A 16,284-nucleotide genomic window follows, 5' to 3' on the forward strand; every position below is an offset into this window, starting at 1 on the left:
TATAACAGCTTTATACCGCAAAATATAGTAAAAAGCTGTCAAATAAAAGCGAGCTGATAAGCAATGGCTTGTTTTAGTCTTTCGATAGTTTTGCAATCAAAGCGCTTAATAACTGATATTCCTTTTGATCAAGCTGTAGGCGTGACCCAAGTCTAGACAAGCGTGATGGCAATGACTTCAGATGTTCGCTATTTGCTAGGCCACGCTGTACCATAAGGTCAGTGGTGCGCTGAGTGAGCTGTTGCAGCTGCTGCTGATTAATAGCAGGCTCATCCCATTGCTGACGCAAATTCACATTGATTGTCGATTGGGCGTCTGTGCCTGTATCCGAATCTAGACTATCAGCTGTCTGAGTGTGCGTTTGAGCATAAGCAAAAATAAAGCTGGCGATCACTTGCACCGCTGATGCAACATTTAATACAGGGTAAGCAGGATTGGCGTCGATTTGAATGTGATAATCAGCATAAGCCAATTCTTCATTGGTCAATCCACGGTCTTCACGTCCAAATAGTATAGCAATATTTGGTTTGTTAGCAGTAGCAGCAGATGAGATAACAGCATTACTATCGTCTGCATTTAAAGCTGCCTGTGCATCGATAAAGTCAAGCATAATCTTAGCAGCTTGCGTAGGTGTCACGACAGGGCGCGGCATATGACGGCTACGACTGCTAGCGGCAAATACCAATTGACAGCCAGAGATAGCAGATTCTAAAGTGGGTGCAATCAAAGCTGACGATAATAATTCACTGCCACCCGCTGCATGAGACACACTGGTTTCGTCAATCGGTAATTTAGGATCGACCACCGTTAAGCGAGACAAGCCCATGGTATGCATCGCACGAGCAGCCGAACCAATATTGGCAGGCAAAGTTGTATTGACCATGACTACTTGTAGGCAATCAAGGTAGTCGCTTACTGTATGTGATGATACGGCTAATGAAGCGTCGTTACTCATTATTGTCCCAGTCTCTGATTGATTTTTTGTTCAGCACGGTGTAATGCAATGGCAATCTCTTCGATAAGGACGGCTTGCTCATTGATACGGCGTTCACGGCAGTATTCTTGTAACTGGCTGCTAAGACGGACTAATTGAGTCGTACCTAAGTTGGCGCTGGCACCTTTTAGAGCATGAGCAGTTTCAAAGCCATTGGCGTTATCGTCTTTTTGATGGGCAATTCGCAGCGCTGCAACTCTTTGCTTACTATCAGCAAAATATACTTGTATCAAATCAACAAAGTCTTCTTCGAGCAGGTCACGCATGTCCTCGAACTGTTCATGATTGATAATCTCTTCATCAGTTTGTCCGAGCATATTATTATTTGTAGTGTCATCCATGGTGGTTGTCCAATTTATAAAAGTTAAAGCAATAAGATTACTATAATGAATTTTTAAAACGTAATGTACGTCTTAGCTGTAATGAAAATGTAAGTTCTCTTCACTGACCAAAGTCTTTAATGTCTGCAAGTTATCGTCATTTGGGTAAACGCGCCAGTGTTCAGACAGTCCAACATTTGCGATGCCATAGACCTCATAAATGCTTAGTCCAAGTGGCAGACAGTTATCATTGATAGAAGCGTCAGTATTACTCAGGGCATTATTGGCATAACTGGCTGACATACCGTTTTGATTGGCCGCGTCATGATTCATGTCGCTCTCTAATGCCAATAAGTCATTACCGTTCTCATCATACAAGCTACCACCCATTGCAGGGTCGTAGACGTTACTACCGCTGCTACTTTGCTCGTCTTGCTCTTGGTTATATGCCAGACGCGGCTCAGGAATAATGTCAGCTTGGGCTGATTTGAGTAGTGGTTGTAGACGTGTGAGCAGATTAATATCACTACCATGAACTTTGATACTGATTTTTTTGAGCCAACGTAGTCTGGCATCTACCATACTCATGGCACTATCAAGACGTGCAAACAAACGTCCATCACGCTCACGGATGCTGCCTTTGATGATGACGACTTCATCGATTTTCAACTGTTCTTTGACACGATTAAAACGCTCAGCGTAGCAGCTGACCTCGAGTCTCGATGTACCATCATCTAAAGTAATCACGTTGCGATTACCAAAGTTGGCAATATCTATAATAAGCCCCGAGAAATAACAGCTACCGTTATAGCCAGTATCGGTTAACTTGTCGAGACGCGCACCAGAGGTATAGCGTTTCAACTCATCCAAATACTCATTGATTGGATGTCCCGTTAAGTACAGTCCCAAGGTGTTCTTTTCAGCTTTTAGACGGTGTTTATCACCCCAGATCAGCTCTGGCGTCATGACTAACGGCGGCGCTGCGACCACACCGTCCATTTCACCAAACAAATCCATCATACCGATTTCGCGGTTTTGACGGTCTTGCTCAGCGGCTTGTACGGCGCTTGGCAATTGACTCATTAAGGCACCGCGAATCTCGTAAGCTTCGTCGGCTGGCAAGTCAGGTCGTAGCGTGGCGGCAAAGTCATCAAAACAGCCAGCGCTGACCAACGCTTCAAGTGTGCGTTTATTGACTTTTTTGATATCCACACGGCGGCAGAAGTCGTATAAGTCTTTAAAAGGACCATCCGTGCGACGTGCATCTACGATAGACTCTACCGCGCCTTCACCCACGCCTTTAATTGCGCCAAGACCATAGATGATATTGGTCGGAGTATCGGCGACGAAATGCCATTCACTACGATTGACCGAAGGATTGACTACGGTTAACCCAAAGTTTTCACGGCAGTCATTGATAAAGAACACGACGTTGTCGGTGTTGTTCATATCTGAAGTTAAGACCGCTGCCATAAATTCGGCAGGGTAGTATTGCTTTAGATAAGCCGTTTGATAAGCCAATACCCCGTAAGCCGCAGAATGCGAGCGGTTAAAACCGTAACCTGCGAACTTTTCCATCAAGTCAAACACACCGCCTGACGTGACTTCATCGATACCTTGTGAGGTGGCACCCGTGACAAAAATATCGCGCTGCTTTGCCATCTCTTCAGGTTTCTTTTTACCCATAGCACGGCGTAGCATATCTGCACCGCCCAAACTATAGCCTGCCATCACCTGTGAGATTTGCATCACCTGTTCTTGATAGACAATAACGCCATTGGTGTTCTCTAAAATCGGCTCAAGATTGGGATGGTCATAAATGACTTCCTCGCGACCATGCTTACGGTCGATATACATCTCTACCATGCCTGCATCGAGTGGGCCGGGACGATACAGCGCACACATGGCGATGACATCTTCGATATTGGTCGGTTGCAGTTTAGCAAGATATTTCTTCATACCCATACTTTCTAGCTGAAAGACCGCCGTGGTTTTGGCATCTTGCAGCAGCTTATAGGCTTTGCTGTCATCTAGCGGCAAATCTTCTAAAACTAAGGCAGGTACGTTTTCTTTTGCACGGCGCAAATTGATATTTTCAACCGCAGCGTTGATAACGGTTAAGTTGCGTAGACCCAAAAAGTCAAACTTCACCAAACCGACGGCTTCTACATCGTCTTTATCAAACTGGCTGACGCGGTGACCTTCGTCATCACAGTAAATGGCACTAAAGTCAGTGATCTTGTGCGGAGCAATCAATACGCCACCGGCATGTTTACCGACGTTTCGGCAGACGCCTTCAAGCTTAATCGCCATCTCCCAAATCTCGATGGCATCTTCATAATCCATATTATCGGGATTAGAGATCAAGTCTTTGAGCTGTGGCTCTTGCTCAAGCGCTTGGCTCAGTGTGATGCCAGGCGTTTTTGGAATCAGTTTGGATATCTTGTTGGCCAAAAAGTACGATTTGCTTTGTACACGTGCCACATCTCGCACAACCGCTTTTGCGGCCATCGTACCAAAGGTAATAATCTGTGAGACGGCATCACGGCCATAGGTTTGCGCGACATAATCAATAACGCGGTCACGACCTTCGATACAAAAGTCGATATCGAAATCGGGCATCGATACACGCTCAGGGTTCAAGAAGCGCTCGAATAGTAGGTCGTAATGAATCGGGTCAAGGTCGGTAATGTTTAATGCGTATGCGACTAATGAACCTGCACCAGAACCACGTCCAGGGCCTACTGGCACGCCATTGGCTTTTGCCCAGCGGATAAAGTCCATGACGATAAGGAAGTAACCAGGGAAGCCCATAGATAGAATAATATCTAACTCATATGCGAGGCGCTCATCGTATCTCTGACGAAAATCGCTCCAATTGTCCGTACGTGCTTCGACAGGAAACAGCTTATCTAAGCGCTGCTCAAGACCGCGTTGTGACTCTGCACGGAAAAAAGATTCAATCGTCTCGCCTTCAGGCACAGGAAAATCAGGTAGGACGTTAATACCAAGCGTTAAGGTGACATTGCAGCGTGTAGCGAGGCGCAAGGTATTATCAATTACTTGCGGAATATCAGCAAATAATTGCTCCATCTGAGCTTGGGTTTTTAGATACTGTTCATCTGAGTAAGTCTGCGGACGGTTTGGGTCAGCAAGAACATAAGAGCCTGCAATACACACGCGAGCTTCATGAGCATCAAAATCATCTTGCTCTAAGAAACGCACGTCATTATGCGCAATGATAGGGATGTTGTGTTTGGCACCTGAATGGATGGCTGCTCTAATAAAAGCATCTTCGCCTGAACGATTAGTACGCTTGATCGCAAAGTACAAACGATCGTCAAATTTTGCCTGCCACTCAGTAAGTAGTTCATCAGCCTTTTCTGGCATCGAGCCGACCAATGCTTGTCCCACGTCAGACTTTTCGGTGAGCAGTACAATCACACCTGCTGCATGCTCTAAGATATGACTGCGCTTGATAACTGGCGTACCATGATTGACAGGATCAGCACGACCTTCGGTAAATCCAAGCGATACAATACGGGTAATGTTTTGATACCCTTCGTTATTCATCGCAAGTAGGGTGAGGCGTGTGTCTTCATTATCCATGATGACTTCACTGCCAATGATAGGCTTGATACCCGCACCTAAGCAGGCACGATAAAACTTTACCGTGGCATATAAATTGGACAAATCGGTCAATGCCAACGCGCGCTGATTGTCAGCCGCAGCAGCTTTTACCAGCGGTTTAATACGCACGATAGAATCGGTGATGGAATATTCGCTGTGAATGCCAAGATGTACAAATGCCATAGAAGACTCTTACTGGTACGATCAAAGAAATAAGCTACCGATAAAATAACTGATGATTATCAATCAATTATACTGATATCTAGAGGCCGATAAGACCTCGATAGCCATATTGATACGTTTTAAATGGGGTCGTCAATAATAGCATTATTTGCCGCAGACAGCCACAGGTTCAAAGGGTTTAATCTGCGTGAGAGGATTTGTTTTTCTTATTTATTAACATGAAATTTTGCTGCGTTTTCTCTCAATAGTTGTTAGCATAAACATTTGTTTTTAAATAATTGTAATGCTATGCCGATTTCACTATATTATTCACGCAATCAAAAAAGACGATAATACTATGAGTAATATTACTAAGCTGCCTGCATTTGGCGACATGTTAAATGCTGGAATACAAACTATAAAGAATTTAAGTACGCGAAATACTATTGGGCGCACTGTATTTTACAGAGAGTTTGAGAAATTAGCGCAAATCGTAAATGATCATAAAGACATCAACTATATGAGTAACTACGATATACGCCATGAATGTCATGATGGTTCGCCTTGCTACGACGAAATTATTGATTTGATCTTAGTATGCTTATCTGCAATGGGCTTGGTTAAGGAAGATAAATTTAGTTTGATTCCTAATCTAAATCAGAACTTTGCCAATTTTATTACTTTCGATGAGAAAGTAACGCCTAAAAATATCATACGTTTAGACCCTTTCGGTAAAGTTTATTTTTGGCTAGCGGGTAATAATTTTAATCAATATATTGGTGAAGGAATACCAAATGGTGATTATATTGCCAACTTTAAACGCTTCGATAGCAAATCTTTTGCTGATTTGCAAAAAGTTAATATTGCTGCTTATGGCAAAAATGGTGACGCACTTATTAGTCATTTGATTGACGAAACTAAACGTCGAACCTCTATATTTATGAATAATTATGCAGATGCTGCTGTTGGTAATGATTTTGTCAAAGTGACGCCTGATATGATCATGGCTCAACTTGAAAGCTTATCACCTTTACAGTTTGAATGGTTTTGTTTGAAATTGATTGAGAGATCCTTGGAGATAGAAAGTCCTGAAAGTAATCTAACATCTCGTCATACAGGGCGGTCTAACGATAATGGTATTGATGGACTAATTATTCAGGACTTTCCGGATGGTGAGGTGCACAATTATTATATACAGGCCAAGCTCTATAGTAATGGCAATAATATATCTAATGGCGACTTGAGAAATTTCATAGGTGCATACCCTCCACAAAAAACCAATCATCATGGCATCTTTATTACTACCACAAGCTTTACTAAGCCTGCTCAAGACTATGCTAATTCGACTGATTCGCACAGTCTTATTCTCATTGATCAAATGAACTTGATCGAGTTAATGATGCAACATAAAGTCGGTTTAAAAGAGGTGAATGCCAGACCAAAATTATTATTGGACAATGACTTTTTTGAAAGAATTAAGCTATATTAAAGCAGGTCAGTATTTACTTATTTATACAAGAAAAGCTCTATGAGTTATAGCAACACGTAGAGCTTCTTTATAATGACTAGAGACAGGTATTCATAACTTAGTAACCAACCACCGCTGCATCGACAATACGTGGATCAGACGATCCATAAACACCGTTTGGTGTGAGCATGATCGATTGCGTAGATCCCATCGCGGATTTTGGACTGACCGTATGACCCATCGATTCGAGCTTTTTCACTGTATCGATATTCAGTGCTTTTTCGACTCGAATCTCGTCAGGTAGCCATTGATCGTGGATACGCGGCGCATGTGTTGCCTCAGCGATATTCATATCATGGTCGATGACGTTGGAGATAATCTGAGTGACAGTCGTGATGATACGGCTACCACCTGGGCTACCAGTAACGATGTAAGGTTTGCTGTCTTTGAATACGAGCGTTGGACTCATAGAAGATAGTGGACGCTTATTGGCTTCCACAGCATTGGCATCGCCGCCAAGTAGACCGTAGCCATTTGGTACGCCCGGTTTGGCAGAGAAATCATCCATTTCATTATTGAGTAGAATACCTGTGCCATCCGCAACGAGACCAGTACCATAAGAGAAGTTTAATGTATAGGTGTTGGCTATCGCATTGCCATCTTTATCAACGATAGAGAAATGCGTGGTTTGATCGCTTTCATAAGGTAGCGGATTGTTCGCTTTGATGGTAGATGCTGGCGTGGCTTTATTGGGATCAATCAACGTACGCAGTTTATCTGCATAGGCTTGTGAGGTTAAGCCGCTGGCAGGTACATCGATAAAGTCAGCATCTCCCAGATACTCAGCTCGATCTGCATACGCTAACTGCATCGCTTCCGCCATTAAGTGAATAGTTTGTGCGCTGTTTTGTCCGTAGTCTTTGAGCGGATAGCCTTCTAAGATATTCAAAATCTGCACGATGTGAATACCACCAGAGGAAGGCGGCGGCATAGAGACAATCTCATAACCACGATATTCGCCTTTGACAGGTTCGCGAGCGATGGCTTGATAATTGGCCAAATCTTGCAGGCTCATGCTGCCGCCTGCTTCATTGACTGCTTTGACCAGTTTTTGAGCGGTCTCACCCTTATAAAACCCATCGGTACCCTGTACTGCAATCCGCTTTAACGAACGCGCAAGCTCAGGCTGCTTTAAACGCTCACCCGGCTGATAAGCGCTGCCATCAGGCTTAAAAAACACTTTTTTGGTACTTGGCCATTTCTGCAAGCGATCACTCAACGCCGTGAGTGACTCGGACAAGCCAGCGGTGACTTCTATGCCGTCTTCAGCCAGTGCTATCGCTGGTGCCATGACTTGCTCACGGCTCATCGTCCCATGCTCTTCTAATGCTTTTAGTAGTCCTGCTACTGTCCCTGGCACGCCAATGGCCAAGCCATGATAGCGAGATAAGTCGCTGACAGCATTGCCTTCTTTATCAAGGTACATATCGCGTGAGGCGCTACTCGGTGCTTTTTCACGGTAATCGAGCGCCACTGTTTTGCCTTGCTTGGCATCATAAATCATCATAAAACCGCCACCACCGATATTACCTGCGCGCGGCAAGGTCACTGCTAGGGCAAAACCCACTGCAACCCCAGCATCTACTGCATTACCGCCATCCTTTAAAATCTGCAAGCCGATATCAGAGGCAAGCGCTTCTTGGGTAGCGACCATGCCGTTTTTTGCCCAAACTGGATGATGAATGGCGTCTTCAGAATAGATGGCTTGGTCACTATTAGTGTTGTTAGCATTGTTCGATGTGGTGTTAAGGGTATTGGTCTTCGCTCGCGTGATGCGCTTGGTTTCAGAGAGTACCGTTGGACTATCAGCCATGATAGCCAAGTTTATGGCACTGGTATTGATTGATGTATTGTTGACTGTCGCATTACTTACTGAGGTCGTTGACTCTACAGCCTGTGCGGATATAGATAGCAGTAGCGTACTGGTAATGAGCACGGCGCTAGATTTGAGTAAGGTATTAGTTTTCGGTTTACGCTGCTGAGCGGTTCGATGGTGGCGAGATAATAACTGTGACATCGCAAAGTCCTTTTTACGCGAGTGGAAAGAATAGAGCTAGGAAATAGATAAGCCTAAATAGTAACGAAAATATGAAATAGTAGAAAGTTGTTTATTATCTTTTGTGGTGTACGCTTTTATAGCGTTTAGCTGTATCAGCTCTATTTCAAATAAATGAAGCTAATTCTCAAGTAAATGAAGCTAATGATAAGACAGCTGTTATGCAGAGAAAATTATTTATGAATGAAGAAATTCTTTAAAAATATTCGCTAACATTACTAAATTGTAACGTCTTGTGATATAAATAACGGTACCACTGTACATTCATTATCGACTGTCTATTCATACAAAGAGATTACTATGTCATCACACCATACTAATAACCGCAATCGACAGCGCTACTCTGAGACTGCGCCTGCTTGTTTATCGAACACTGATCATAAAAACTATAATGGTAAAAATAGTAACAGTCATCTATATCCAACCAGTAAATTGACTTCTATCGCCTTGATGGTTGGTAGTGCTTCACTTGTACTCGCAGGTTGCCAATCAACTGCAGCCAGCTCATCTTCCAATCTGTCGTCGAATAGCAGCGCTTCTAGTACCATGATGGACTTTAGTGTTGCAGATACCGCGCAGAGCCAACGTCAGGGTCAAGCCTTTATTGTCAGTCAAAACGCTCAAGCCGCGCGTTATGAGCAGCTGTTTAATCAAGAGAAGTATCCAAGCACCGAAAACCAAGCCAAATCACACTTGCTAGCAGCCATTCGTCAACACTTGGCGACCGAGCATGTCGCAGTCGCCACAGCCAACTATCGCTCAGCACCATTCATTGACCCAGATAGTATTGACGCAGGATCGAGTAGTTTGCTCAGAACGATTATAGAAACCTATGCGTATCAGCCTGAGGGTATGTATGATAGTAGCGATGATGAGGCGCAAGCTGAGGCTAGAGCAGAATTAGCAGCGGTAGGTGTAGAGTCGAATAAATGCAATGAAAACGAAGATGATGACGCTTATGAAGTCTGTGTGGTAGAGGGTATTAACTACGATTATGATGACGCGAAAGGTTCGATAGAGTCCGACTATCCTAGTGATTATGATCAATCTAGAGCAGAAGCTGAAGCAGAGAGAAGAGCCATTGCTGCTATATTGGCTGAAGCAGGGGAGAATGAGCCTACGAGCAGTGATGCTAGCAGCGATAACGAGTATGCTTACGATACAGCAGATGACTATAGTAGCGATGATTACAGTAGTAAGGACTATGATAATTATGATGAATACAGTAGCGGTGCTGAAGGTATGCTCTCAGGGATGTCAGGGTTAAGTCCCAAATCAATGGCTGCAAAGTATGAAGCCATGCAAATGGCAAAACAGCAAGCTAAGACAGAGACGGTAAATCGTGGCAGCCTACCAATGTCATCTACAGGCATGATTGGCAATATACTTGATATGTTCCACCGAACTCCTGAGCAAATAGCTGCATCCAATGCTTATCAGTATGAGCATTTAACATTCAATAGTGTCAGTCAATACCGTCCCAAGCAGCGCCAACTACAAAGCGTCTATAGCTACGATTACGCCACACCAACGATTAGCTCGTCGATACAAATACCGTTAGCATTTGATTTTAATAATAGCAGTGTCGTAGTAGATCCATCGGCCATCATGCCGATTGTTGCACTTGTTAACCCTGAGAATACGCCACTACCAGCACAGATGACCTCGCACACGGTGAGCTTTGGTTTGCCTGAAAGTGTCACGGCACAGTCGCCACCAGCGGTGCTCTACGATGCGGTGCTCAATGCGATACAGAGCAGCATGGCTGAGCTGGCGCCTGAGCATTTTAGCGCAGTAGATATCAGTGGTGACGCGTTTGCCAAAGAAGTCGGTGCGACTCGTGCAGTCAAAGTCTATTTTGGTAGTCAGCAAAGCGGTGAAATAATTGGCAAGACGCTCAAATATGTGACGAAATCACTGCAAGAATATGTAGATGCCAATCCAGATAAATATCCTGATGGTGCCGCACTAAAGACAGCACTTGCTAAAGCGCAATTATACAATAAAGGCTATCAAAGCGCGGATGTCGGTTCGCTATTGCAGCTGATCGAAGCTATCGGTCCTATCTCTTTTAATCAAATCAACTACTATTACTTAGACAGCTCAGATCGACTGCTGGCCAAGCAGCAACGTGTCAATATCGGTGGTGATTTGATGGGGTCGACCACAACCATGCTAAATCAAGTGCGTTACGATAAAGCCAGCTTTAACCGTCATGCCTTGACACCACTGCTTACTGAGTCTTTTGGTCCAGACGCGATGCCTCCTATCGATGGCAATGCATGGATAGCTACGCAGCGCGAGAAAAAAGACAGATTACAAACGGCTCGCTATGCACGCTACGACTATCAAGATAGCGGTGTCGAAGGTGCTTATAGCAGTAATGAATATGGCACTGATGAGTATGGTAACGATAATGACAATGGCGCAGACGCTGTTGATGAGAGCCGAGTTGACGATGCTCAAGATGATATGAATGAAAAATAGAAGTCAAATGACATTATCTCATTGCATTTACGCTCATATCTATTAAGGATAAAAAATGAAAACAGTACATCACACCATCGCACAACGTCTGCCATTTAAGACTAAAAACAATCTGTTAGTCACCAGCGCATTTTTGACAGGGGCACTGTTGTTAACAGGTTGCCAGTCTACCAGTTTGAGCCAGTCCAGCACGGCGGCTGTAAAACAAACGCCTAGCGTTGCCAAAAATACATTAGAAACAGCACTACAAAAACAGCGTCGTCAGTCATTTAGCTACCATAGCAATCTTGAAATTGGTAATAACCAACAATTTACAGATGCTGATGCTGATACTAATACTAATACTAGTACGGAGAAAATGGCGGTATCAAACTATGTGGATGAACACTGCGAAGAGGCACATGATCAAGCGTACGCTGCTCTAATCCTGCAAGCAGAACAGCAAAACAAAGATATCTTGGCGGTGGATTACGATACTAAGCGTGACAGCATAAGGCAGTCGTATTTTGAGTGCGTAGATGCCTATCAGGCATGGGATGACCATCAATACGATAGCGATGTAAAAGTAGCACCAGATTATCAAGCGCTATTTGATAATTATGAGGATAAACAAAGACCGTTAGATAGGAAGAAAGCACAGTTATTAGATGAGTATCTACTAAAGCCGCTTTCTATCGACTCTCAAGGGATATACCAACCGATGGCAGGCAAGGCTACGATGCTCGCCAGCGCGCAATATCAAGCACGCAATCATCACAGCAGTATCAACCAGCCTATTTATATGGATTTTAAAAACGGTGATATTTACCTATGGGCAGATAATTTTGCAATTCTAAACTCAGAATTGTTGGACGATAAACTCGGTACAAAATGGCAAAACAAGTGGTTAAAAATAGCCATTGATGATGGTACGTTACCTAAAGGGTTTGGTGGTGAAGTGATAAAAAGCCACTTTGCAGCGTTAGATGCGACTTATGATGCGGCTCCTGTTAGCCAGTTTAATTATATTGCTCCTAACTCACTTGCTTCACTGTCTCCAAAACTACCTGCGCACCAGTTATCGGCTATGCTACCAAGCGATCGAATCATTCGCCGAGTACAAAGCTTTGAGGATTATCAAACGTCGCAACAGAAATATATGCAGATTTTCTACGATCGAATCAGTGAGAAATACCCAGAGCTGGTACAAGAACCCGAACCGATGACAGCGTTTGAGTCGATTCAAAATCCAAAGGCATTTACCAGTAAGTCTGTTGTACAAAAAATACTGGCTATGATAAAAAATCAAATGAATGAGGAAGCCACGACAGGTGAGGCCATTGTCAACACAGAAGTACAGGAACTGTACGGGTTTGATAAACGCGGTCAACTCAAGTGGGAGCACTTACGTCGTCAGTTAGATAACACTAGCGAAGCGAATAACAACAAAGGCATGAGAATAGATGTGTTGCAACAGTATTCTGCTATCAGCACCAAGGACTTGGCGTTTCCTAACCTACCAAGTAATGTGCAGTCGCCGAACGATAGCAATAGCATTGATTTACGAAAGTATACTCCAGAGCTGCTGCAATATTACCAAGATGGTAATGGCACGGCAGTAGGTAAAATGGTATTTAACATGTTGCCGATGGTCAAAGAGCGTTTTGGTTCGGTTGAGTAACAGACCAATTTCTTAAGTCACATATTTATTAAATCACATAAGTTTAAGTCAAAAAAGCGCACCTATTAACGGCGCGCTTTTTCATTTTATACGTATACATCTGGGTACAATAACACTTTTCCGGAGTGGCTTATTACATACCTTGATGCTGTTTGTCATGGCTTTTACGGTCTTTTGAATGCTTGCGACCTTTTTCTTGTCTTTCTGACTTCATCTGTTCCATCTTTGCACGTTGCTCAGCAGTCAACACTTGAGCGATGGCATGTTGTGTTTGTACACGTTCGATAAAGCGTTGCTTTTGCTTTGCGGCTTGTTGATCAGCCAAACGGTTCAAAGCAGCAGTATTCAAAGTGCTGGCATGGGTCAGTGCTTGTATTTGCTGATCCATTTGCGCGCGTTCTGCTTGATGTGCTGCACGGTCAGTAGTGCGATCGCCACGTTTGTTTTGCATGATGGCTTTGATTTGCGCTTGCTGTGTCGCTGTTAGATCCAGCTTTGACATTGGGCCTTTCATCGCGCCATCTTTGTGGTTCTTCTGCATTTGTGCAGTTGGCGTTGTATCAGTAGTCGCGTTAACGCTGGTGCAAGCCGTTACTGTAAATATGCTAGAAGCTGCTAATACTGAGCCTAATAGTAATTTTTTCATAACGATATCCTTTGTTGTATGGAATGTAACTATATTTAATGTGGTGATAGTGGGTTGATAGGAGCTATATTACGACAGTTAAAGGTTACGAACATTTATGAAGTATTAAGAAAGGTAACGTTTTTAGCGAATTGCTACGCGCTTGCCTGATAATATGGGTAACTAAACGAATTAAACCAATTAATACTATCGAAAGTGAAAGGAGATAAGTGTGCCAAATATATTGATAGGCGATGACGACGAAGAGTTGACTCAGTTATTGCAAGAGTACTTGGACAATCATGGCATTCGCTGTGACTGCGTGCATGATGGTGCAGCAGTCATACAACGACTCAAGGCAGTAGCACACGAAGATACGGTTTATGATTTACTCGTACTCGATATTATGATGCCAAAATTAGATGGATTAAGTGTCTTGCGCCAATTACCAAATATTATTGATATTCCTGTCATTATGTTAACGGCGAAAGGGGAGGAGATTGATCGTATTATTGGTCTAGAGCTTGGTGCCGATGACTATATCACCAAACCTTGTAACCCTCGAGAGCTGCTGGCTCGTATCAATGCAGTGATTAAACGTACCAATACGACCGCATCAGAGCATACTCCGTTGCCAGAGAGTCGTTTGCATCTCGATCAAAACCAACGCGCCTGTCAGATAGATGGGGTGACGCTACAAGTCACGGGTACAGAGTTTGATCTGCTCGTGGCCTTGCTCAAACAAAAAGGGGAGGTGGTCAGTAAAGCATGGCTGTCAGAAAATGTCTTGCAGCGTGAGTTGCAGCCCTTCGACCGTAGCCTCGATGTACATGTATCTCGCTTACGCAAAAAACTTCAACCTTTCCACGATGAACCAATAAAAGCGGTGCGTGGAAAAGGTTATCAACTGGTGCTGTAATGACGGACATATCGATGAAAGCTTCTGAGGAGACCCTCAAAAAATCACCTAAGTTTAAGGTGCGCATTACCTTGTTTTGGCGTCTGTTTCTGAGCTTATTACTAACGATTCTAATCACCTCTGTATTGTCTATCGTGGTAGAGCGCTGGCTGGCTGAAAAAGAGCTGACCTCTCGTATGGACGTGCAAATCGATAGTCTATTGATCAAGCGTGAAGAGATGGTCGCGTCACTACGGACTGGTAATGTAGAGTCTGTCAGGCAGATGTATCGCCAAGACCGACAGCTGATGAATCAAATCAGAGTTTACGATGAGCAGGGCGCTATTATATTCCCGCGTTACCGTGACAAAGATGAGCGCGCGCAAGGACAACTGCAAAGTGGTCGGCAGCTAATGGATCGTGCGATACAACCGGTGCGACCAGTGTCGCCTAGACCGCCTAGAGTAGAGAATAATACGTATGGTGTAGAAGGCCGCAATGCTGACGACAGACTGCGTGAACACGACAATGAGATACCAAAAGATGAACCATCTTTTTGGCAAGAATTCCTAAAGCCAAGAACGGCAAGTAGTGCCGCAGTAGCTGATATCGATACTCGTCCTGAATTGGCCGATATGTCTGTTGAATTACCTGATGGTCAGTCAATCATCATACAGTTGCGTCCGCACCTACGTTTTTCAGACGTGGTAGAGATACAGCACGGTAATTTTCCAATACGTTTGCTATTGATCGTTATCTTCAGTGTGCTGGTCTGCATATGGCTCAGTCGCACGCTAACCCAGCGGATTGGCCGTGTACAAAATACCGTACACCGTATGATCGATGGTAATTATCAAGCCAATCCAGAACTGTCCAAGATGGGCGATGATGAGTTGGGGCTACTTGCCAAAGACGTTGCCCATCTATCAACGAGGCTCGTCGATAGTGAGCTGGCACGTAAGCAAATGCTTAGTGATATCTCACATGAGCTGCGTTCGCCACTTGCTCGTCTGGATGTAGCGACTGAGCTGACTCGAGACTTTGCGCCCAATGCCAATCGTTATCTAGACCGTATCGATAAAGAATCTACACGAATGAATGAGCTAATTGAGCAAATCATTCATATTCAATCCCTGCAAATGCAACAATATACCGTCGATAATTTGGAAAGTGAGGCAGTCGACATATCTGACATCATTAGTAATATCGGAGAGGATGTCTGCTTTGAGTTTCAACATAAAGACGTACATTGGCAATGGCAACCGCCTGTATTCTCAGCGTTAGATGATGTAGAAGGCTTTTGGACAGTCCAAGGTAATGCAGAGCAGTTGTATAGTGCACTTGAAAATGTCATTCGTAATGCTTTTATGCACACGGCAGCGGGTTCGACAGTGATTGCTGAAATAAAGGCAATACAAATGGACAATAAGGCACCAGCTGTTCAAATTAATATAACAGACGAAGGCGGCGGTGTCGCAGACAAGGACTTAGAACGTATTTTTCATCCTTTTGTGCGGCTCGATACTGCTCGGCATCGTGATACTGGCGGCTATGGTCTTGGATTGGCTATTGTTCATGCTGTAGTCATGGCGCATAAAGGATATATCAATGCTCATAATCGCCAAGATGGTATTCAAGGGTTGGTGGTTCAAATAGTGCTACCTAGCAGATAAAGAGATAAATAATGTAGAAACAATTTATGTAACCAACATGCGCTTATCATGTATTTTTAATGTGTATAAGCGCATATTTAGTAGTAGATAAAAGCTGGCTCTTTTTAAAACTGACGTAATTTATTATAAACAGACAAAAATTAAAAGTATTTATATTCGTTTATATGAATATAACCGATGAACGGTATTAAAACACGGATGAACGACATTGTCTCTCTGTATATATTCGGTAATACTAATATATACAGAGA

The 16,284-nt window shown here is 43.6% G+C and carries 10 protein-coding genes; 5 read left to right on the top strand and 5 right to left on the bottom strand.

Annotated features, from left to right (window positions below):
• Positions 1-73 precede the first annotated feature (73 nt).
• The 3 genes from JMY00_RS07115 to dnaE all read right to left on the bottom strand — a co-directional run bounded on the left by JMY00_RS07115 (position 74) and on the right by dnaE (position 5,127).
• On the bottom strand, positions 74-955 hold the full coding sequence (locus JMY00_RS07115) for an RNA methyltransferase (protein ID WP_201579629.1): 882 nt from the start codon (positions 953-955) through the stop codon (positions 74-76).
• The gene (locus JMY00_RS07120; RefSeq protein ID WP_201579630.1) at positions 955-1,335 is read right to left on the bottom strand and encodes an Hpt domain-containing protein; all 381 of its coding nucleotides are present in this window, start codon (positions 1,333-1,335) and stop codon (positions 955-957) included. The genes JMY00_RS07115 and JMY00_RS07120 overlap by 1 nt, the downstream gene beginning before the upstream one ends.
• 72 nt (positions 1,336-1,407) lie before the next feature.
• Positions 1,408-5,127 carry a DNA polymerase III subunit alpha gene (gene dnaE / locus JMY00_RS07125; RefSeq protein ID WP_201579631.1) on the bottom strand — a complete coding sequence of 1,240 codons (3,720 nt, stop codon included), beginning with the start codon at positions 5,125-5,127 and terminating at the stop codon, positions 1,408-1,410.
• Between the two features lie 337 nt (positions 5,128-5,464).
• On the opposite strand from dnaE, the gene JMY00_RS07130 reads away from it, so the two are divergent.
• On the top strand, positions 5,465-6,595 hold the full coding sequence (locus tag JMY00_RS07130; protein ID WP_201579632.1) for a restriction endonuclease: 1,131 nt from the start codon (positions 5,465-5,467) through the stop codon (positions 6,593-6,595).
• Between the two features lie 97 nt (positions 6,596-6,692).
• Here the strand turns inward: JMY00_RS07130 and ggt are convergent, their stop codons facing one another.
• A complete protein-coding gene (gene ggt / locus JMY00_RS07135) occupies positions 6,693-8,651 on the bottom strand; it encodes a gamma-glutamyltransferase (protein WP_240990686.1) in 1,959 nt (652 codons plus the stop codon).
• A 339-nt stretch (positions 8,652-8,990) separates the two neighbouring features.
• Between ggt and JMY00_RS07140 the strand changes: the two genes are divergently transcribed.
• Positions 8,991-11,177: a hypothetical protein gene (locus JMY00_RS07140; RefSeq protein ID WP_201579633.1), complete on the top strand. Its 2,187-nt coding sequence runs from the start codon at positions 8,991-8,993 to the stop codon at positions 11,175-11,177.
• A gap of 55 nt (positions 11,178-11,232) precedes the next feature.
• Positions 11,233-12,837, top strand: a complete 1,605-nt coding sequence (locus JMY00_RS07145) for a hypothetical protein (protein WP_201579634.1) — start codon at positions 11,233-11,235, stop codon at positions 12,835-12,837.
• Between the two features lie 133 nt (positions 12,838-12,970).
• On the opposite strand, the gene JMY00_RS07150 is transcribed toward JMY00_RS07145, so the two are convergent.
• Positions 12,971-13,483: a Spy/CpxP family protein refolding chaperone gene (locus JMY00_RS07150; RefSeq protein WP_201579635.1), complete on the bottom strand. Its 513-nt coding sequence runs from the start codon at positions 13,481-13,483 to the stop codon at positions 12,971-12,973.
• Positions 13,484-13,694: 211 nt separating this feature from the next.
• Here JMY00_RS07150 and JMY00_RS07155 point away from each other — a divergent pair, with 211 nt between their 5' ends.
• The gene (locus JMY00_RS07155; RefSeq protein WP_057759848.1) at positions 13,695-14,381 is read left to right on the top strand and encodes a response regulator transcription factor; all 687 of its coding nucleotides are present in this window, start codon (positions 13,695-13,697) and stop codon (positions 14,379-14,381) included.
• Positions 14,382-14,395: 14 nt separating this feature from the next.
• A complete protein-coding gene (locus JMY00_RS07160; RefSeq protein ID WP_201579636.1) occupies positions 14,396-16,033 on the top strand; it encodes an ATP-binding protein in 1,638 nt (545 codons plus the stop codon).
• Positions 16,034-16,284 lie beyond the last annotated feature (251 nt).

This window comes from Psychrobacter sp. Pi2-52 (genome assembly GCF_904846705.1).
GTDB lineage: Bacteria > Pseudomonadota > Gammaproteobacteria > Pseudomonadales > Moraxellaceae > Psychrobacter.